A 19,313-nucleotide genomic window follows, 5' to 3' on the forward strand; every position below is an offset into this window, starting at 1 on the left:
AGACATAGCACGACCGTAGCGGCCATCAGCGATGACCGATCCCGGCCGGACCGGGTGAAACAGCAGAATCACCCTCCGTCTCACCCGGTCGTTGGAGCGCTTTCACAAATCGCCGCAGCCCGGATGGATCGCACGGAACGTCCGCATTTCCCGTGACCGCCGAGCGGTTTCGTGGAAATCGAGGGCGCGCGGACGTAGCGCACGGCGGATTTACACGGTAGAAACAACACGCTGGAGAGAGCGCTCTCACACGCGGACGCCGATGCGCCGCCGGCTCCTCCCACACCCCATCCACCGTGTACCTCACCCGCCCGCACGATCGAGAGGACGCACCCGTATGACGATCCAGTCCGAGCATTCCGTGAGGCGGTGGTCGAGCCGTCGCAACGTCGGCAGGGCGTTCGTGCTCAGCCTGGCGCTGACGACCGCCACCGCCTCGATGGGGACAGCGGCCGGCGCGACCCCGCCCGGGTTGAACGGCGGGTCGCAGGACCTGGGCCCCAACGTCACCGTGTTCGACCCGAGCACGCCGGTCAGCGAGATCCAGGCGAAGCTGGACGCGACCTACGCCAAGCAGGTCGACAACGAGATGGGCACCGCTCGGTACGCCTACTACTTCAAGCCCGGCACGTACGGCACGGCAGACCAGCCGCTGCAGTTCAAGGTCGGCTACTACACCGAGATCGCCGGCCTGGGCGCCAACCCGGGCGACGTCGTCATCAACGGCAAGGTCGAGGTGTACAACCGCTGCCTCGAGAACGGCGGCACCAGCAACTGCCTCGCGCTGGTCAACTTCTGGCGCACGCTGTCCAACCTGTCGATCAACGTCAACGGCAAGGGCCAGGACGGCTGCCGCGGCTCGGCCAACTTCTGGGCCGTGTCGCAGGCCGTCTCGCTGCGGCGCCTCAACGTCACCGGCGGCAACCTGTCGCTGATGGACTACTGCACCGCCGGCCCGCAGTACGCCAGCGGCGGCTTCATCGCCGACTCGAAGGCCGGGACGATCGTCAACGGCTCGCAGCAGCAGTGGCTGACCCGCAACAGCCAGGTCGACAACTGGTCCAACGGTGTCTGGAACCAGGTCTTCTCGGGCGTCGTCGGCGCCCCGGACGACTCGGCGTTCCCGAACCCGCCGTACACCACCATCGCGCAGACCCCGATCAGCCGGGAGAAGCCGTACCTCTTCGTCGACGCCAAGGGCAAGTACAACGTCCGCGTCCCGTCGGCGCAGAAGAACACCAGCGGCCTCTCCTGGGCCAACGGTCAGACGGCCGGCCGCACCATCCCGCTGTCGGACTTCTACGTCGCCAAGCCGGGCGACTCGGTCACCAAGATCAACCTGGCGCTGCTCGCCGGCAAGAACCTGCTGCTCACCCCCGGCATGTACGACATCGCCCGCAGCATCGAGGTCCGCTGGCCCAACCAGGTGGTCCTCGGCATCGGGCACGCGACGCTGACCGCGGTCAACGGCGCCACCCCGCTCGACGTCGCCGACGTCCCGGGCATCATCGTCGCGGGCGTCACCATCGACGCCGGCCTCAAGGAGTCGAAGGTCCTGCTGCGCGTCGGCAAGGAGCACGGCTGGGGCTTCAGCGACCCGAAGAACCCGACCACGCTGTCCGACGTCTACTTCCGCGTCGGCGGCCCGCACATCGGCAAGACCGACACCGCGCTCGAGGTCAACAGCGACAACGTGCTCATCGACCACACCTGGGTGTGGCGCGGCGACCACGGCGTCGAGGGCTTCACCGGCGGCGTCAACGGCGACAACCAGCGCTGGGCCACCAACACCGGCCGCTACGGCGCCATCATCAACGGCGACAACGTGACCGCGACGGGCCTCTTCGTCGAGCACTTCCAGAAGTACAACACCGTCTGGAACGGCGAGCGCGGCACCACGATCCTGTACCAGAACGAGCTGCCGTACGACCCGCCGACGCAGGCCGACTGGATGAACGGCAGCGTCAAGGGCTACGCCGGCTACAAGGTCAACAACAAGGTGAAGACCCACAACCTGTACGGCGCGGGCGTGTACGTCTTCAACCAGAACAACCCGTCGATCCAGACCGAGAACGGCTTCGAGGCCCCGAACACCCCGGGCGTCAAGCTGCACCACATCATGACGGTCAACCTGAGCGCCGGCGTCATCAACCACGTCGTCAACGGCGTGGGCAACGCGGCCGACACCACCATGATCGGCGTGCCGATCTACCTGGCGGACTACCCCGTCGCGTAACACCCGGCACCACCAACGGTGGGCTCATCGCGATCAGCGATGGGCCCACCGCTGTGTTTTCTGAAAGTTGCGCCCGTCGCCGCTGGCCGCGACGGCGCTCCCTTTACACCCCGCCGGGCGGCGTGGAACCATGCGGCGGCTGTTGAGAGCGTTAACATCGCAGGCGGGAGGCCCGGTGGCCGAGACCATCGTCGAGACGGCCGAGCTCGTCGCGGCGGCCCAGGCCGGCGACCGGGCGGCGCTGGAGGAGCTGACCGCCGCGCACCTGCCGCTGGTGTACAACGTGATCGGCCGGGCCCTGAACGGCCACGCCGACGTCGACGACCTCGTGCAGGAGACGATGGAGCGGGTCGTGCGCAACCTGCGCGGCCTGCGCGAGCCGGAGCGGTTCCGCTCGTGGGTCGTCGCCATCGCGTACCGCGAGATCCAGCTCCATCTGCGCAAGGCCCGCCGGCTGGGGTTCCCGCGCCGGCAGGAGGCGCTCACCGAGGTGCCCGACCCGGCCGGTGACTTCGCCGAGCGCACCGTCACCGAGCTGGTGCTCACCGGGCAGCGCCGCGAGCTGGTCGAGGCGACCCGCTGGCTCGACGACGGCGACCGGCACCTGCTCGCGCTGTGGTGGCACGAGGCGGCCGGCGACCTGACCCGCACCGAGCTCGCGGCCGCGCTCGGCATCGGCCAGCCGCACGCCGCCGTCCGCCTGCAGCGCATGAAGGCGCAGCTCGAGACGGCCCGCGCGATCGTCCGGGCCCTCGCGGCGAGCCCGCGCTGCGAGGGCCTCGCGACCGTCGTCGACGGCTGGAACGGCGTGGCCCGGCCACTGTGGCGCAAGCGGCTGTCCCGGCACGTCCGCGAGTGCACCGGCTGCGGCGGCCACCGGCACGGGCTCATCCCGCCGGAGCGGCTGCTGCACGGGATCGGCGCGGTCGCCGTGCCGGCCGTGTTCACGAAGGCGGCGCTGCCCGGCACGTCTCTGCTGCAGCTGTTCCAGCACAAGGCCGCCGCGATCGCGACCGTGGCCGTGGTGGCGGGCGGCGGCTTCGCGTTCGCGGTGTACGAGACGCCGGACGGGCGTGAGGCACCGGCCGTGTCCGCGCCGCAGGCACCCGCCGCCCCCTCGGCCGCCTCCCCGGCGCCGCCGGCCGCCTCTTCCGCGGCCCCGCCGGCCCGCACCACCGGCGAGATCTTCGTGTCACCGACCGGCGCGGACACCGGGGACGGCTCGATCGACCGCCCCCTGGCGACGCTCTCGGCGGCGGTCGCGCTGGTGCGGCCCGGGCAGACCATCACGCTGCGGGGCGGCACCTACCGGCCCGCCGACCCGGTCACCATCACGACCAGCGGCACCGCCGAGCAGCGGATCACGCTCACCAACTACCGCGACGAGGCACCCGTGATCGACGCCTCGCGCATCCCCGCCGACAAGTGGGCGATCACCCAGCGGGCGGACTACTGGACCGTGCAGGGCCTGGAGATCAAGGGCTCCCGCAGCCACGCGTACGTCTGCCTCTCCTGCAAGCACGACGTCTTCCGCCGCCTGTCCGTCCACGACAACGTGGAGTCGGGCCTCACCCTGCGCGACGACGGCACCGTCGGCAACCAGGTCCTGGACAGCGACTTCTACCGCAACCGCAACCCCGCCGACCAGGGCCAGACCGGCATCGGCCTGGGCGTGAAGTTCGGCGACGGCGACGGCAACCTCATCCGCGGCTGCCGCGCCTTCGACAACGCCGACGACGGCTTCGACCTCGGCGACTTCCGCAGCCCGGTGACGCTGGAGTACAACTGGGCCTTCGGCAACGGCGTCAACCGCTGGGGCGTGCGCGACTGGCAGAGCAACGGCAACGGCTTCACGCTCGGCGGCGGCAGCCCGCCCGCCGCGGCCGCGCACCGGCTGCGCCACAACGCCGCCTGGGACAACGTCCATCACGGCTTCACCGACAGCGGCAACCGCGCGGCCCTGCAGCTCACCAACAACACCGCCTTCCGCAACGGCGCCACCGGCTTCGCCGTGACCGACGCCCCGGCGACCCTGCGCAGCTCCGTGTCGATCGACAACGAGACCGCGGTCCGCGCCAACGCGGCCGTGCAGTCCAGCCGCAACACCTGGGACGAGGGCACCTGGACGAGGTCGATGTTCCGCACCACGGACCCGGTCACCGCCCAGTCCCCCCGCCCGCTCGACGGCTCCCTGCCCCCGACCTCGTTCCTGACCACCGGCAACGGCATGGGCGCCTCCATGTCCGGCGGCGACTGACCCCGCACGCACGGGCCGCCCCGGCGATGCGGTACGCGGATCTACCGAACCCAATGCATCTGATTTCGGCACGAGTGTGCTCCCGACCAATCGTGCTGTGAATGCTCCCATCAGGCCGGGAGTCCGGCTATCCAAGTTCAGTGCGTATCGTCGGATTCAGCGGTGAGGGCTCGACCATCAGGTGCCGACCGCCGTCAATCGACGGCGCACACCGATGTCAGGTCCATGTTGCGTGCACTGCCAGGATGACCAGCCGAATACTTCGTCGGCGAGTGGTCAACGAGTGGACTCGGACGGACTACGGACGACGGCCGGTCAACCGGGTTCGGCCCGGTATTGCTGTCGTGACGCCGATCGCTTGCGCCGGAACGGCCGAACCTTACTTTCGTGATGTTCGGTGAAGCTGAGGAAGTGCATCCACGCCTATGTAGCGAAGTCAAGGTGACGCGGGCCGCCGGCCTTTGCGCGGGTTCACCCCTCGCCAAGGCCGGCGGTGCACCATCAGCCGTGCCAGACGGTGAACACTCCCGCCACCAATGCGGCGACGATCACCCCGACGGCGCCGATGAGCGCGGTGACCACAGCTATCCGTCCGCCACGGCGTGGCGCCGGGGTCTCCACCTCGGCGCGCGGGGCGGCGTTTTCATGATCCGCGAGGCCACACACCGGGTGCGTCGTCACGTGTGCGTTGCGCGCCTGAATGACGAGAATCTCGCGCCCGAACACCTCACCGGCCTGGATCATGACCTCGCCGCCGGGCGGAATGGGGCCGAACGGCCCGGACCTGGCGCCCGACACTCGCCACGTGATCATCGTCGGCGACGAGAAGCCCTCTTGACAGCTTGCATCAAAATGGTTCACTGTGAATCGACCTCCTGCTTGATTCATGATCGACGAATCGCTGCGCATCAAGGGATGCTAGCGAGGCCCCGTCGTTCGATCTTTGGAGAATTGGTGACAGAGCGTGGTTCCGCCTGGTCCCTGGACGAGCGCCGACGGCGCCTCGCCGAGGAGCTGAAGCATGCCCGCACCCGGTCTGGCCTGTCGGGTCGTGACCTCGGCAGGAAAATCGGGATGAGCCAATCGAAGATCTCCCGCATCGAAGCCGGCGTTTCCGTCCCGTCAATGCCTGAGGTCCAGGCCTGGGTGGATGCGGTTGGTGCGCCGGACGACCTGAGCGAACTGCTCCTCGCGCTCACCGACGCCGCCCACGGCAGCATCCAACGATGGCGAAGCGAGCTGTCCGCCCAGGGCCACATCCAGGGCGAGATCGAGGAGACCGAGCGAGGGGCGGCCAGAATCCTGACGTTCCAACCTTCGGTCGTCCCCGGTCTCCTGCAGACGGCCGATTACGCCCGGCGTGTCTTCGAGTCGTTCGAGGAGGTGCCGTACGGGCCTGACGATCTTGCCGAAGTCATCGCCGCCCGGCTCGACCGGCAGTTGCTGCTCTTCGACGACACACGGACTTTCCTGTTCCTCATCACCGAGGGCGCGCTGCGCTGGCGGCCGGGGCCGCCGATGCTGCTCGCCGCACAGCTGGACCGGATCAGCACGCTGAGCACGCTGAGCAACCTCACCATCGGCTTGCTGCCATACGCGACCCAGGCGGTGGTGCCCTACTCACACGCGTTCACCGTTTACGAGTCGGCTGACGACGAGCTCGACGATCTCGTGAACGTCGAGATGATCCATGGCAATCTCCAGGTCCGGCATGAGCCGGATGTCGACGCGTATCGACGCCGCTGGGCATCGCTGAGTCGCCGCGCCGTGTATGGGGACGCTGCGCGTCGCCTGCTGCACGACCTGATCGCGGAGATGCAGGCGGTTCAGTGAACGGGAACCCGCAGGCCGGGAGCCGGGGCGGACTGAGGGGGCCGCCCCGGCACCCATCCTGATCACGCGATGTCGAACACGCCGCGCTTCACGCCGGCGACGAAGTCGCTCCACTCGCTCACCGTGAATGCCAGCACGGCCCCGTTCGGGTCCTTCGAGTCACGCACCAGGACCTGGTTGGCCAGCGTCGCAACCTCCACACAGGTGCCCGCACCCTCGCAGGCGGTCCGGAACTGCGGCGTTGATGCCTGCTCATCGAACATTTTTTCGACCTCTTTCTCGCGCTCTTTCTGTGATGGCGCCTGTCGCCGAGGTCGAATCTCCTGGGGAAATCTGTAACTCTTCTCCGCGACTCTCCACATGAGATCTGGAGGCGTTCTGTATGCATGTCGATGTCAGAGTGCTCGGCAAGATAAAGCTGTTCGTCAACGACTCCGAGGTGAATCTCGGCGACCGTAAACAGCGACTGCTGCTCGCGAACCTGGCAATCGAGCGGCGGCTCGTCGAAAAGTCGCAGATCATTGAGCGGCTATGGCCGGAGGAAGAAGTTCCCGAGAACCCGGCAGAACTGGTCTACAACTACGTCAACCGAATCCGCGCCGCGTTCACCAAGGCGGGCGTGGACGGCGCGGCGGTCCTCGCCACCTCTCACAACATCGGCTACGAACTCAAGGTCGCGGCTCATCAGGTCGACTACCACCGTTTCCGGGCCTTGCGGGCCCGCGCCGAAGTGGCTTTCAACGATCGTCGTGCAGACGAGGCGGCCCGACTCGGCCGCTTGGCGCTGGCCGAATGGGGCAGTCCCGCCGGCCTGCTCGGCGGCACGCCGCTGGAGCGTGAAGAACGCCAGTTACAAGGCCGAATCCGTGCCATGCAGCTGGACTACCGGGCGACGCTCATGCTCTGCCTGGACGCGGAGATGCGCTGTGGGCAACACCGGCGACTACTCCCCGAGTTGGCGTTGCTCGCTGCCGACGATTACGGCTCCGACGACCAGGAACTGGCCCGCCTGCGCATGCTCGCGCATTTCCGATCAGGCCAGAAGAAGGAAGCGATCATGGTGTATGTAAAGCTTCAGGATGTGCTCTCCGAAAAGCACGGAAGCAGCCCGGACGAGGAGACCAAGGAAATGCATCGGCAAATCAAGCAGGACGACGAGACACTGAATCTCGAAGGTGCGGAAGCCGTCGCTCACGCAGCAACCGGCGACGCGGCCGCCCAGGCCGCGCCAAGTTTCACCGGCACGAACGTCTACCAGACGGGTGAACACGCCAGGTCCTTCGTCGCGCAACACATCACATACAACGAAGGGTCTGATAACACGTGAGCGAGGCTCCGGACGAGGCCGAGTCGCCGGAGCCCGAGGACGTCGTATCCACACCGGACGTCGACCTCAGCGAGGGTGACTCCACCTCATTCGCCACGCAGTTCGGCTCGTCCGAAGAGAGCGCTGAAACGGCTCAGCCCGGCGGATCCACGGAGGCGGATTCCGCACCGAACAAGCTGGAGGACGCCGACCCCGAGCCGGATGAGGACAGCACCGACGACCGAGCTGCGCAGGCCGACCGGCAACACGGCATTCGCAATCTGAGCATGATGACCGGTGACCGGGCACGACTGTTCCAGGCGGAACAGATCAGCATCTTCGGTGGCGAGACCTCCGTGGTTCCCCGCTCCGGTGAGGTGCCAGGGCATGTGCTCAGCAAGCTGGTCACCGCATACGTCCAGCCCTCCTGCGCGCAGCGGCTGCTCGACGCTCTGCGTGTCTCACCCGTGCAGTGCCTGGTCGGGCCGTCCGGTTCCGGCCGCACCACGGCCGCGATCGCAACGGCGGCCCGTCACCTGGAACGCGTGGGTCAGACCGCGCGGGGCAATGTGCACATCCTCGCGACCGACGACATCTCGAGTATCGACGGATCGGCGCTGCCCGCGGGCAAGGCGTTCATCCTCGTGCTGCCGGAGAGCGTCGCGGCACCCGACATCGCCTGGTTCGGGTCCATCGGCGCCGACCTTGAGCAGCGGCACAGCGTGCTGATCCTCGTGAGCGTCAACGAACCCAAGGGATCTGCCGCACTCAAAGCGGATTGGTTGGTGCCCTACACGCCACCGCCGCTGGACGCGATCTTCAAGAAGCACCTCGCGAGCCGACCGCCGTCCCGTGTCGACGCGTTATGTGCGCTTCCAGATGTACGCATGGCGCTGCAGCGCTGCAGGGTCCCGCGGGACGCCGCGATGCTCGCCGCGGACGTTCTGGCAGACATGGCCAGCGGTCTGCCGGACCAGGAACTGCTGAAAGGCGAGCCCACGGCCAAACTCGGCCAGGCGCAACAGGAGCTCAACGAGGGCGAACTGTGGCACCGCATCCTGCTGGTGGCCACGGCGGTGATGTACGACCTGTCCGCGGGAACCGTGGTGCGTGAAGCGAAGCGGCTGGCCGAGCTGCACGTCCCGAACGGCATCCAGACGGAAGTGCCGAAGGTCGACTGGTTCAACGGGCCGAGATACTGGTCGGCCTGCGTCGATCTGGTAGGAGACCAGGCTGACAGTGGCGCCGGGCAGATCTTCCGGCTGGCACATCCGAGGCTGGCCATCCCCCTGCTGGAAGTCATCTGGCAGGACCACGTCGGCGAGCGTGACGTGCTGCTCGACTGGTTGTGCGGGCTCGGTGCGCATCCGATCAAGCGGGTCAGGGTCAAGGCCGCACAAGCCGCCGCGCAGCTCGCGTGTTACGACTTCGACGTCGTGGTCCGTGAGGTCATTCACGTCTGGGCGCTCAACGGTGGATTTCGCCCCCGGCAGTCGGCCGCGGTCGCGCTGGAAGCGTTGGCGGTCGCCGCGGAGGGCCGGTTCGCGCGACGTGTCCGGGGTCTGGTGCAAGGCTGGGCACACAGCAACAACGTCCGGCTCCTGGCGGCCGCGATGGCCGCCTACGGGACATTTCTCGGGGCGAAGGATCCGGACGAGGCGCTGGCCCGGATGGAGGAGATCGTCGGTGGCCGGGTTCGCCGGTGGGACGGCCGGCGCGACGCCTCCATCGATCACGTGGAGCGTGAGCTGGCCAATATCGTCCAGCGGGCGCTGCTGGACGTCTTCGCCGCAGGTGCCCAGGAGAAGGTCATCCAGGCCCTCGCCAGGTGGGCCGGGCTGCCCCACTGGCGCTGGCGGAAGGCGGCGGCGAGGTCACTGCTCGAGCTGGCCCGCAAAGAAGGCGCCAGCCGATGGCCGCTGCTCATCGAGCTGACCAGTGTCCAGGACAACCTCTACGACGCGGTGCTGGCCCTGTGGCGCAACGCCCTGGACGCCGGGCAGCGGGACGAGGCGCCCTGGGAAGCGCTGCGGCGCTGGTGCGATCAAGCTGACGAGCTCCGCGGAGACCCGGCCGCCGCGGAGTCCGCCGCACTGACCGAAAAGCTCCTCGCCGATATCCGAGCCAGTAGCTCGGCCCTGGCCGACAACCTCGATTTCCACCGACGCATCTGGGCTTTCCGCAAAGCGAAGCGGCAGGTTGCCCGTTCCTCATCACTGTCCCCCAATCAGGAGGAAACGCCATGACCGGCGTGTCATCGCATATCGACCCCTCCAGGCCCCGGCGCGGCCGGGTGAGGCGCTGGATTGGCCGAGTTCTGCGCAATCTGATCGGCGAGCCGCCCAACACATCGACGGGGGTCCCCCAGATTGACCTCCCGGCGACGCAGACCGTCAACCGCGTCAGAAGCGTGACGTTCACGACGCCCGCGAAAGGCGACTCATACGACTTCTCCATCACTGTCGATCTCTGCTTCTGCGCCACCGGTGTGGTCGCCCCCGCTCGGCTCGACGCCAAACTCGACGCGCGACTGCCCGACCTCACCGCCGAACTCATGACCTCGGCGCGCCCGATCGCCCGCGACTTCCCTCCGTTCCGGCCCGGTGCGGCCGAGCCACCCGTCTCCCGTGCGATCCAGCAGGCGGTGGAAGCGGCGTTGGCCGGCGTGCCCGACGAGGACGGCGTGTATCTCAGCTGCAGCGCGCGGGTCCGGGTCGACATGCCGGCAGAGGTACGGGAGCTGCAGAGGCTCGCCCTGGCGGAGCAGGTGAAGTTCGAGTCGAGATATGAGCAGAGCGAGCAGTCTGCTCATCGCCTCGGCGAACTCCGCGAGGTGTGGAGCAAGTTCATCAATGACGGGCTGCCCCAGTGGGTCACGCCGTACGCGATGGCCATGGCCCAGCAACCAGCGCAGGTCGCTCCACTGCTGTTCAAGTTGCGCGATGACCGCAAGGACGAAGCCGCGAAGCTGGTGGACGCGGTCGCCGCGGTCGCCGCCGGAGCCGATCGGATGGATCTGTTGGAGTTCGCGCTCGCCACCGACAGCGCCTTGAGCAAGACCTACGAGATTCTCGGCATCGCCTCCCCTCCTGCGGGCAGCAACTCGAATTTCGACTCGAAGGCGACCTCCTGATGCGACGAAAGATTGCGATCCTGCTGACCATCGCCGTGGTCGGCGGTGCCTGCTCCAAGAAGGACCTGCTCGGCGAGGGCAGCACCGCCCAGGACGCCGCCAAACGGCCCAGCGCCGAACGATGCGGGATCATCCTGAAGGCGCCCGCCGACGGTGTGAAGATCTCCGGATCCACCGTGTTGCTGGCCGACAAGTCCGCGTCGAGCTTCACCCGGCCGAACTCGGATCACCGCCAGGACTGGCTGGGCAAACTGGGCGCGCATGTGCCCACGAACGGGACGGATCTGGTGGCGATGGGCCTGTTCGGCGGAACGGTCGACTGGAAGTTCCAGAAGGTGACGCCCGGCCGGAGCAACGACGCGGCGCGCACCCAGAACGACCTGGACGACGCCCGCGACTGCCTGATCGGCGACATGGCCGATGCCATCAAATCGCCACCGACCAAGCCGCAGACGGACGTTCTGCGTGCCCTGGCCGAGGGCGCTGTCTACGTGAAGGACCGGCCCGGCGCCAAGTCGCTGTACATCGCGACCGACGGGCTGAGCAACACCGGATGCGCGGATCTGCGGGGTGCGGACATCGGCGACCTGAGCGCCATACCCGCGATGGTGTCCGCCTGCGAACCGGAGCTGCCCAAGCTCGGCAAGGACTTCACCGTGCACTTCCTCGGCATCGGCAACGCCGCGGAGGGCTGGTCGGACATCAAGACACCGCAACGGACCTGGCTCGTCACGCTGTGGAAGGCACTGTGCGACGCCACCGGCGCGAACTGCTCCGAGCCGCAGTCGGCCAAGCCGGACAGCGTTGCCGACGACAACGCCGCACTCCTCTCTGACGAGGACGTGACCATGCCGAAGATCATCAAAACACCCGGCAACCCGACCGTCCTGACGGTGCCGGCATCGCTCCTGTTCGACACCGACTCCTACACCTTGGCCACCGGACGGTCGCAGGACGCGCTGGACGAGGTGTTCAAACTCCTCGGGGCGCTGAAATACAGCCGCATCGAGGTCGCCGGCCACACCGACTCCACCGGGACACCCGAGCACAACCGGACCCTGTCCAGGCAGCGGGCCGACACGGTCGCCGGCGAGTTGCTCTCCCGCTCGTTCCACAACATCGAGCCGAAGGGCTATGCGTCGACGCGGCCGGCGTGCCCCGAGTTCACCAACGGTCAGCCCGACCGGGCGGGCATGGCCTGCAACCGCCGTGTCGAAATCATCGTCTATTCCTGAGTTCGGAGCATTGATGAGCGACGTTTCCCCTCTCGCGGTGCCCGAGCCGTTCGGACAGTGCTCGTCCGGCTGTGTCTGCGGAATGCGCGAATTGATCGCGCGTGAGCGAGAGCACGGCCCACGCGACGCCGACGAGGTCAATGCCCCGGAGATGCGGGCACTGCTCGGGGCGGTACGCAACGGGTACGAGACCGTGCGGTCAGACCCTCGGCTCATCGAGCGCCGCCATGCCGCCGTGACGAAGTACGGCCGCGCCCGCCGGCACCTCAACCGGATGCGTGTCTCGATCGGCGAGCAACAGGTCGGCCGAGCGGCGGCTGACCTTGAGCGGGCGCTGGGCCGGGCAGCGACAGAAGGCCGGCGGCGGCCGGCGTGGCTGCGCTGGCTGCGCTGGCCGGTGGTCCTCGGCATCGGCCTGTTCGACGTCTGGTACTTCAGCCAGGTTTTCCGGTATCTCACCTCACAGACCGGCGACGCCACCGACGGCGGTCAGCACCGGCTGACGATGATCATCGAGACGGCTGTTGCCGTGCTGCCTGGGCTTGTGCTTGCAGTGGTGATCGCGGCCTCCGCCGAGATGCTGCTCCGCCCGCTGCACGCATGGCGTGCGGCAGCATTCCTACGCCCCGAGCCGCTGCGGAACGCCTCATGGATCGCCCGGCTGCGGCGCGGACTGGGCGCCGTGCACCGGGGACTCCTGCGACTGGCATGGTGGCTGCTCCCGGTCGGCTTCGTGGCGTTCCTGCTCGCGGTCATCGCCTGGTGGTCGGCGCTGCGGGCGGAATATCCGACACCCCCGGACAAGTATCCTCTCGGCGCCGTGGTGGCGCTCATCGTGCTGCTGGCGGTGGGCACGATGGCCGTGAAGATCCTCGCCGACGACCCCGTCGCCGACGACGTCGCGAGTGCCCGGCGAAAGCTGTGGCGGTTGCGGCTGGCGTACTCGTTGAGGTCACGGCGGGCCGACCTGCTGATCCACGCCTACGACTCCGCCTGGAGCGACCTTCGAACGCTGCGCGACGACCTGCAAGGACTGCTCCGGATCAAGATGCTGTCGGCCTGGGAAAGCTTCATCCTCCGCGTACGGTCGCTGCATCAAATGACCGGCAATGTCACCGCAGCACCTTGGCCGACCGACGGCGATCGGCCAGGCATCACGCAGGAATTCACCGGAGTGTCCCAGCCGGCGCTGGAGTTCGGCCCGCTCATCGAGATCTGCCGGCTCATCGACGAACGGGACCCCGATGACCTGCGGACGGAGTTGCGCGCCCTCGGCGACCGGTACGCCGAGCAACTCGCCGCCGGTTCTCCCGCATCCCGGGAGGCCACCCCGTCCGGGTGACGAAGCCCGGTGCCGCCCGGCGCCAGCGTCTCTCACGATCGGGCCCGACGCCGACGCGTTGGCGTTCACCTTCGCCCTACCAGCGGGGCGATCGCCACCGCGTCGGTGTCGCGCACATGTTCCCGCCGCAGCCCAGCTGCTACCGCTCACCCAACGGCGCTGCGCCGACGCCATTGTCGCCCTGGTCCTGGCCGCCGCCCGGCACACCGCAAGCGGATCAAGGAGAAGGCTGCGAAGAACTGCCCAACTGGCGAAAGCAGACACCCTCGGGACAGCCGGCGTCTCGCCCGCGCAGGCGCCGCAGGTGAAGCTCATGGCGGCGCGAAGCGTCACGGAAGGCGATGACACCCGTGCGGCGCCCACCGTCCACAGGGGACGGAACGATGAAGGGCCCGAACCACATCTCTGCAGCTCAGGCCCTGTCGATCAAGCGCTCCCGAAGGGACTCGAACCCCTAACCTTCTGATCCGTAGGGCCACGACACCCTTGACCACCAGCCACGTGCCTCCACAACAAGCCAAGATCGGCGCACTCATCTGCCGATGTCAGGTGCGACACGAAGTCGCACGTTTGAGTAAGTCAGTCCACTTTGGAGGTTCGGTTGTGATCATGCCGAAGACGTGACTTCAGGTCAGTGTCCTGGACCTGTCCCCGCCCTGACGTGCGTGGCTGGTAATGGCTGGGTGCGGAGCTCAGGGGAAAGCCCAAGGGTGCCCGTTCCGACCGGGTGTCACAGGTGAGGGGAAGACCGGAAGGGTGAGCGTGAGTGAACCAGTGGTGATGCCTCGTTGCGGCAACTCTCCCAGGTCGGGTCGTGTTGGTGGGGATGATGAGGAGCGGGCCGTTGAGAATCGGCGGGCGGCGACCGAGGACGGATCTACGGTCGTGTGGACACCGCTGCTCCCGGGGTACAGCTGGCACCCGACCCGGTCGTAGCTCATGCGTGTGGAACGTGGAAACCCGTCAAGGTCCGGTGCTGCCCGCTGGGCGTCGCCGGTAGGCCGACCGTAAGGAGAGCTGGACTCCGTGGCGGGAACAGGACGCCCAAGAAGCGAATGCCGGCGGCCGAAAGGCAACGGGAAAGCGGGAGCAGCAGCGCCGGTCCTCCAACCGGATGCTTCCGTATAACCGGCCGGATACGGGCCTGGTGCCCGGCCGTGAAAGCGGGCTGACGTGAGGCGGGTGAGTCGTGACAGCGAGTGCTGATCTACGCCGGAGCCGAGGGACACGTTAGACGCCCTTGAGGTGAACAGAACCGGGGACGCCGTCCAGCAGGTGTATCAGGACAGCGTACGGCGCGACCGGTACGTCAGCGTCATGACTTGCTTGAGCCGTGTGCCGCGACGAGTGGCACGCACGGTTCTGAGGGGCCTCGGTGCAGCAATGCATCGGGGCTACCCGACTGTGTTTGAGCCGGCGGCGATGTTGCGGGACGACGGGTTGGTCCTACGCGTATCACCGTGAGCATCAACGGCAGGTTGTAACCGCGGACCCGGGTGCGTCCGTCTAGAGACCTTTCGGGGTCAGGGTTTGGGTGGGGACAGGCCGGTGGCGGTGAGGTAGCTGTCGAAGAGGCCGCGGCGGTATTGCATGCGTTTGAGGCGGTTCTTGACGGTGTGTTCCAGGGCGGTGGCGGTCCGGGTGGCGAGGTTGGCCAGGCTGCGTTTCAGTGCCGACCAGACCTTCTCGGTCGGGTTGAGCTCGGGGGCGTAGCCCGGTAACCGGTAGACACGCAGCCATGGCCGAGCGGCGATCAGCACACGCATCCGGGCGGACCTGTGGGCGTTGAGGCCGTCCCAGATCAGGATGATCGGTCCGTGAAGCTGCTGGTGGGCGGCGTCGAGCATCCGGGCGAAGTCGTTCTCCCGGAAGCCTTTCGGTTCTCCTTTGCGGCCCCGGTGCAGCATGGTGCGGTAGATCAGCCGCGAGCGATCACCAGGCCGGTAGCAGACCAGACCGCCACCGAAACCCGGACGTTGCCGGCAGCGGTCACCGACACCACCGGCGTGACCCCGCGCGGCGCCCAGGTCGTGGCCTTCCTCGCCCGCAACGTCTGACCGCACTCGTCGGCGAAACAGATCCAGGCGCTCAGCCGCCGCGCGACCCTTTTAGCGCCGGCCACCGGCGCCGCCGCCAATGCGTGACGGCCTGCTCGTCACGCTCCACAGCACGATGCACCGGCAGCTGGGCGGTGTAGCCCAGGCGGCGCATCACCTGCCACGCCGTGGCGATGCTGACCCGCTGGTGGAACATCGTGGCGATCAACGCCGCGATCCGCTGCAGCGTCCACCGCTGATCCTCGCCGTACCCGGCAGCGGCCGGCCCCAGCTCCAACCGTTGCCGTAACCGGACCAGCTGCGCCTCGGACAGCACCGGGTCCGGCCCCGGTGGACCCTTCGACGCCAGCGCCTCGACCCCACCGGCCGCCCACGCCCGCCGCCACCGGTACGCGCTGTTCGCCGAAACCTCCAACACGGCAGCCACGCCCAACGCCGTGACGCCCTCCGCGAACAGCTCCCCGGCCCGACGACGCACCAACTCCCGCCGCTCCCGCGCAGCCGAGTTCAGACCACCGCCATCGCCGTACCGCATACCCCCAGCAAACCGCCGCCACAGGCCAGAGCGATCACCCACAAAGAAGGAGCAACCCAAACCCTGACCCCGAAAGGTCTCTAGTTGGTGTGAGCGACGACGAGGCGGAGTTCCGGGACTTCGTCAGGGTGCAGATGGAGCCGCTGCGCGGGCTGGCGTACCTAGCGTGCGGCGATTGGCAGACCGGCGAGGACGCGGTTCTCACGTTCTCGCCCGGCTCTACGTGCGGTGGCGGCGCATCGACAACCCGCTCGCCTATGCCCGTACCGCCGTGGTACGCGCGGCGATCGACGAGACCCGGCGGCCGTGGTGGCGGCGGGAGGAGTCGGTCGGCCAGGCCATGCCCGATCCGCCCGGCCCGGACGACGGCACCAGCGTCGTCGACGAGCGGCTTCGGATCCGGGCGGCGCTGCTGAAGCTGCCGCCGCGGCATCGGGCGGTGCTGGTGCTGCGGTATCTGGAGGGCCTGAGCGTTCAGCAGACCGCCGAGGTGCTGGCATGCCCTGAGGGAACGGTCAAGGGGTACACGTCACGCGGGCTCGACGGGCTCCGCCAGATCCTGGGCGTCGAGCTCGTGGCCGATGAGGATGCGGAGGTACATCATGAGATCCGACCTGTCTGAGCTCCTCCGGGACGCCAAGGCGACCATGCCGCCGGCTCCGTATGACGTCGAGGACGCCGTCGCCGCGGGCCGTCGGCTGCAGGGACGGCGGCGCGCGGCCTTGGCCGGCGCGGCCGTAGCCACGGCGGTGATGACCGTGGCGGTGGCCGTCGCCGTGACACAGCTGGACGCCCGGCCACGGGCGCACGTCGTACCGCTGGACAAGGCGCCGTCCGTCGCGCCCTGCACCACCGTCGACCCGCTGCAGAAGGTCCAGCAGATCATCACCCAGAAGACCGAGATGACGCGCAGAGCGTCGCCGTACTACCAGAATCCGGCGAACGGTACCGATTGGGCGCTCGCCTCCGAGCCGGTCGACCTGACCGGCCCCGGCGTCTACGTGTTCCGGTTCGTCGGCATCCCGGCGGACTTCGACTTTCGGACCAAGCCGGGCGGCTTCGGCATGATCCCGCCGGACGACTTCCACGGCCAACTCAGGCCCGCAAGCGATGGGGGACGGGGCGTCGTGACCGACCCGGACGGGAACCGGGTCTTCGAGCTGCCGTTGCGGCTTGAAGATCGGCCAGGGTGGACGACGACCTGCACCGGCCTGATCATGTTCATTGGCTGAACCGCACCGGCGTACACGAGGCCGCGACGGTCGGCCGTGCAGAGGTCCGCCAACCTCGCCGCAACCCGAGCCCCGACCCTGGCTTACAGGGCCACCGCCCGGTTGTCGCCGGAGACCCGATCGTTGATCGTAGATCGTTGACGATACGCGCGACTGCGTGGCGGGGATCGAGGAGCCCTGGACGCCCGGGCTGGCGTAGAGGCAGCCGGCGATCGCGTCGATCCGCGCGCCGATGCGTCGCGAGTCCCCGACTGCGCGCGCATGGTGTCAGAGGCTGGCCCTTAGGGACTTCGTCACGAAGAGAAGTCAGGGCGGGCCACGATGTACAGCGGGCCGTGTGATCGCCGAGAGTCCACCGCTCTAGAGTGCTGCCCGTCGGGATCGCCCTTCTCCTGCAGCGCAATCGCCGAGAGAAGGCCGGCGCGGCTGGGACGGTGGCTACGGGCGTCTCGCGGGATCATCAGCAGCTGGTCACTCGTGCTGAACCGCCTGGCCAGCCGGACCGCGGTGCGGTGGCGCGCCGCCGCCTTTGCGGGCAGGCACGCTCCAGCATGATTTCCCAAATCTCCCGCATGTCCTGTGCGACGTTGTTCGTGACCATGGCCGTATGCGACTCGGGGACGCGTACTAGCTTGATCTTTAACCTGTGCGGCGTGGCCGAGGGCTGGTCGACTTCTTCTTTCCGGGTTTCGGTTTGCCGGGTTCGTTGCTGGTGACGGTGTGGACGTCGTAGCGGCGGGTGGGGTGGCGGTTTGGTTGGCCGGGTGGCCGTCCGGGTCCTGCCCGGGTGGGTTTTGGTGCGTTCGCGGGACAGGTGCTTGTCGCGCGGAGGTGCCGAAAGTCGCGCCGGACGCGGGCTGGGGTGAGCCGTTGCGGTGGCGCTGGCTGCTCCCATGGGCGGCGCAGGTCCGCGGCGATCGGGCGGGCCAGTCGGAGCTGGGTGTGGGCGGCGATGATCAGCCAGGTCCACCGGTCGGCGGCGGCTGGGTCGCGCAGTTTCGGCACGGTCCAGCCGAGGGTCTGCTTGAACAGCCGGAACGTGTGCTCGATGTCGAACCGGCGTAGGAATGCCTGCCACAACAGGTCCACCATCGCCGCATCCGGTGTCTGGTCGGGGACCGCGGCCGGGTCGTTGCCGATGCTGGTGGAGCACCACAGCCAGACCGGTTTCGCGGTTGCGCCGGAGGGCAGCCGGGTCACGTCGAGGCGGATCAGGGTGCCTTCCAGGATCGGCAGGTCGGGGCAGTCGGCCCAGGCGGCGCGGCGGGTCAGACGGGGGTGCAGCCGGTGCCAGGCGCGGGCTGTGGCCGTGCCGTAGAGACGGGTCTCGGTCACCGTGGTCACGTCCGGTTCGTCCCAGCTGGCCGGGTCACCGAAGATGAACTCGCCGCCGTGCCGGCGGGGCCGCCCCAGGACACCCGGCAGTTTGGGTGGGGTGGGCCGGCGCAGTACCCGGTCCGAGCGCAGCCGGGCCAGCACCCGCACCGGCAGATCCCGCAGCAGCCAGGCGAGGCGGGCGGCGTCGTAGCCGGCGTCCATCACGACCCACATCTGCGGGTCGCCGGGCCGCCAGTGCCCGGCGGTGATCAGCCTGGCGAGCACGTCACGGATCTGCCCCGCGGTGACCGCTGCCAGATCGGCGCCCGGCGTCAGGCGCACCGCGTCCAGCGGCGCGGTCCAGGAACTACGGCCGGTCTCCAACGCGACCACGAACGAGTACGGCCAACCCGGCACCCCGATGTGCTGATCCTTGGCCCGCCCGTACGTGTGACACAGGATCCGTTCCGGCACCGTGTTCGCCTCCGGCCGAAGCCAGCAGGTGACATCCACCGCGAGCACGATCCGGCCGTCAGCCGCGCGCGGCAACGGCACCGACGCCACCGCGGTCCGCAGCCGCTGCACGTCCACCCGCCCCGCCGCGAGCGCGTCATACAGTGCGCCGTGACCACGCCGGTGCTCCGCGACCAGTGACAACGCCGGCAACGACCGCACCGGTCCGTCCGCGCACAGCACCGCGTCCGTCAACTCGAACAACGCATCAGCACGAGCCGTCAAACAGCGGTACAACTCCCCGCGGAACCAGCCCAGATCCCCACCCGCACCACCACGCCCACCATCAGGCACACTGATCCTCCGCAGCCTTTGAT

General features: G+C 68.3%; 16 protein-coding genes. 11 read left to right on the forward strand and 5 right to left on the reverse strand.

What is annotated here, in order from left to right:
• Window positions 1–361: 361 nt before the first annotated feature.
• Together AB0I21_RS31485 and AB0I21_RS31490 are read left to right on the forward strand one after the other, a co-directional pair.
• Entirely contained in the window at window positions 362–2,236 is a 1,875-nt protein-coding gene (locus AB0I21_RS31485; protein ID WP_360566590.1) for an adenylyl cyclase, read from the forward strand.
• A 175-nt stretch (window positions 2,237–2,411) separates the two neighbouring features.
• The gene (locus tag AB0I21_RS31490) at window positions 2,412–4,493 is read left to right on the forward strand and encodes a sigma-70 family RNA polymerase sigma factor (protein ID WP_360566592.1); all 2,082 of its coding nucleotides are present in this window, start codon (window positions 2,412–2,414) and stop codon (window positions 4,491–4,493) included.
• 501 nt (window positions 4,494–4,994) lie between these two features.
• On the opposite strand, the gene AB0I21_RS31495 is transcribed toward AB0I21_RS31490, so the two are convergent.
• A complete protein-coding gene (locus tag AB0I21_RS31495) occupies window positions 4,995–5,402 on the reverse strand; it encodes a hypothetical protein (protein ID WP_360566593.1) in 408 nt (135 codons plus the stop codon).
• Window positions 5,403–5,447: 45 nt separating this feature from the next.
• Here AB0I21_RS31495 and AB0I21_RS31500 point away from each other — a divergent pair, with 45 nt between their 5' ends.
• Window positions 5,448–6,326 carry a helix-turn-helix transcriptional regulator gene (locus AB0I21_RS31500; protein WP_360566595.1) on the forward strand — a complete coding sequence of 293 codons (879 nt, stop codon included), beginning with the start codon at window positions 5,448–5,450 and terminating at the stop codon, window positions 6,324–6,326.
• A gap of 62 nt (window positions 6,327–6,388) precedes the next feature.
• Here the strand turns inward: AB0I21_RS31500 and AB0I21_RS31505 are convergent, their stop codons facing one another.
• Window positions 6,389–6,589 (reverse strand): DUF397 domain-containing protein, encoded by a 201-nt coding sequence (locus tag AB0I21_RS31505; protein ID WP_344501228.1) that lies wholly within the window; start codon window positions 6,587–6,589, stop codon window positions 6,389–6,391.
• Between the two features lie 119 nt (window positions 6,590–6,708).
• On the opposite strand from AB0I21_RS31505, the gene AB0I21_RS31510 reads away from it, so the two are divergent.
• The 5 genes from AB0I21_RS31510 to AB0I21_RS31530 are packed head-to-tail and all read left to right on the forward strand — an operon-like array spanning window position 6,709 to window position 13,342.
• Window positions 6,709–7,653 carry a BTAD domain-containing putative transcriptional regulator gene (locus tag AB0I21_RS31510; RefSeq protein WP_360566597.1) on the forward strand — a complete coding sequence of 315 codons (945 nt, stop codon included), beginning with the start codon at window positions 6,709–6,711 and terminating at the stop codon, window positions 7,651–7,653.
• Window positions 7,650–9,878: a hypothetical protein gene (locus AB0I21_RS31515; protein WP_360566598.1), complete on the forward strand. Its 2,229-nt coding sequence runs from the start codon at window positions 7,650–7,652 to the stop codon at window positions 9,876–9,878. The genes AB0I21_RS31510 and AB0I21_RS31515 overlap by 4 nt, the downstream gene beginning before the upstream one ends.
• Window positions 9,875–10,765 carry a hypothetical protein gene (locus AB0I21_RS31520; RefSeq protein ID WP_360566600.1) on the forward strand — a complete coding sequence of 297 codons (891 nt, stop codon included), beginning with the start codon at window positions 9,875–9,877 and terminating at the stop codon, window positions 10,763–10,765. Before AB0I21_RS31515 ends, AB0I21_RS31520 begins: the two co-directional genes overlap by 4 nt.
• Window positions 10,766–10,800: 35 nt before the next feature.
• On the forward strand, window positions 10,801–12,000 hold the full coding sequence (locus AB0I21_RS31525; RefSeq protein ID WP_360566602.1) for an OmpA family protein: 1,200 nt from the start codon (window positions 10,801–10,803) through the stop codon (window positions 11,998–12,000).
• A gap of 13 nt (window positions 12,001–12,013) precedes the next feature.
• Window positions 12,014–13,342, forward strand: a complete 1,329-nt coding sequence (locus tag AB0I21_RS31530) for a hypothetical protein (RefSeq protein WP_360566604.1) — start codon at window positions 12,014–12,016, stop codon at window positions 13,340–13,342.
• 1,523 nt (window positions 13,343–14,865) lie between these two features.
• Here AB0I21_RS31530 and AB0I21_RS31535 read toward each other — a convergent pair.
• Window positions 14,866–15,189, reverse strand: a complete 324-nt coding sequence (locus AB0I21_RS31535) for a transposase (RefSeq protein WP_360566605.1) — start codon at window positions 15,187–15,189, stop codon at window positions 14,866–14,868.
• On the opposite strand from AB0I21_RS31535, the gene AB0I21_RS31540 reads away from it, so the two are divergent.
• On the forward strand, window positions 15,160–15,399 hold the full coding sequence (locus tag AB0I21_RS31540) for a hypothetical protein (RefSeq protein WP_360566607.1): 240 nt from the start codon (window positions 15,160–15,162) through the stop codon (window positions 15,397–15,399). The two genes, AB0I21_RS31535 and AB0I21_RS31540, sit on opposite strands and share 30 nt — an antisense overlap.
• Window positions 15,400–15,430: 31 nt before the next feature.
• Here AB0I21_RS31540 and AB0I21_RS31545 read toward each other — a convergent pair whose 3' ends face one another.
• On the reverse strand, window positions 15,431–15,934 hold the full coding sequence (locus AB0I21_RS31545) for a winged helix-turn-helix domain-containing protein (RefSeq protein ID WP_360566609.1): 504 nt from the start codon (window positions 15,932–15,934) through the stop codon (window positions 15,431–15,433).
• Between the two features lie 223 nt (window positions 15,935–16,157).
• Between AB0I21_RS31545 and AB0I21_RS31550 the strand changes: the two genes are divergently transcribed.
• Together AB0I21_RS31550 and AB0I21_RS31555 are read left to right on the forward strand one after the other, a co-directional pair.
• Window positions 16,158–16,556, forward strand: a complete 399-nt coding sequence (locus AB0I21_RS31550) for a sigma-70 family RNA polymerase sigma factor (protein WP_360566610.1) — start codon at window positions 16,158–16,160, stop codon at window positions 16,554–16,556.
• A 136-nt stretch (window positions 16,557–16,692) separates the two neighbouring features.
• Window positions 16,693–17,166: a hypothetical protein gene (locus AB0I21_RS31555; RefSeq protein ID WP_360566612.1), complete on the forward strand. Its 474-nt coding sequence runs from the start codon at window positions 16,693–16,695 to the stop codon at window positions 17,164–17,166.
• A 639-nt stretch (window positions 17,167–17,805) separates the two neighbouring features.
• On the opposite strand, the gene AB0I21_RS31560 is transcribed toward AB0I21_RS31555, so the two are convergent.
• Entirely contained in the window at window positions 17,806–19,254 is a 1,449-nt protein-coding gene (locus AB0I21_RS31560) for an NF041680 family putative transposase (protein ID WP_360566661.1), read from the reverse strand.
• Between the last annotated feature and the right edge of the window lie 59 nt (window positions 19,255–19,313).

Origin of the sequence: Dactylosporangium sp. NPDC050588 (assembly GCF_040654975.1) — a bacterium.
Lineage (GTDB): Bacteria > Actinomycetota > Actinomycetes > Mycobacteriales > Micromonosporaceae > Dactylosporangium > Dactylosporangium maewongense.

Coding starts and splice junctions, on each gene's coding strand:
- AB0I21_RS31520 (WP_360566600.1), top strand. CDS start 9,875: ATGACCGGCGTGTCATCGCATATCGACCCCTCCAGGCCCCGGCGCGGC.
- AB0I21_RS31545 (WP_360566609.1), bottom strand. CDS start 15,934: ATGCGGTACGGCGATGGCGGTGGTCTGAACTCGGCTGCGCGGGAGCGG.
- AB0I21_RS31495 (WP_360566593.1), bottom strand. CDS start 5,402: ATGCGCAGCGATTCGTCGATCATGAATCAAGCAGGAGGTCGATTCACA.
- AB0I21_RS31510 (WP_360566597.1), top strand. CDS start 6,709: ATGCATGTCGATGTCAGAGTGCTCGGCAAGATAAAGCTGTTCGTCAAC.
- AB0I21_RS31535 (WP_360566605.1), bottom strand. CDS start 15,189: ATGCTCGACGCCGCCCACCAGCAGCTTCACGGACCGATCATCCTGATC.
- AB0I21_RS31505 (WP_344501228.1), bottom strand. CDS start 6,589: ATGTTCGATGAGCAGGCATCAACGCCGCAGTTCCGGACCGCCTGCGAG.
- AB0I21_RS31530 (WP_360566604.1), top strand. CDS start 12,014: ATGAGCGACGTTTCCCCTCTCGCGGTGCCCGAGCCGTTCGGACAGTGC.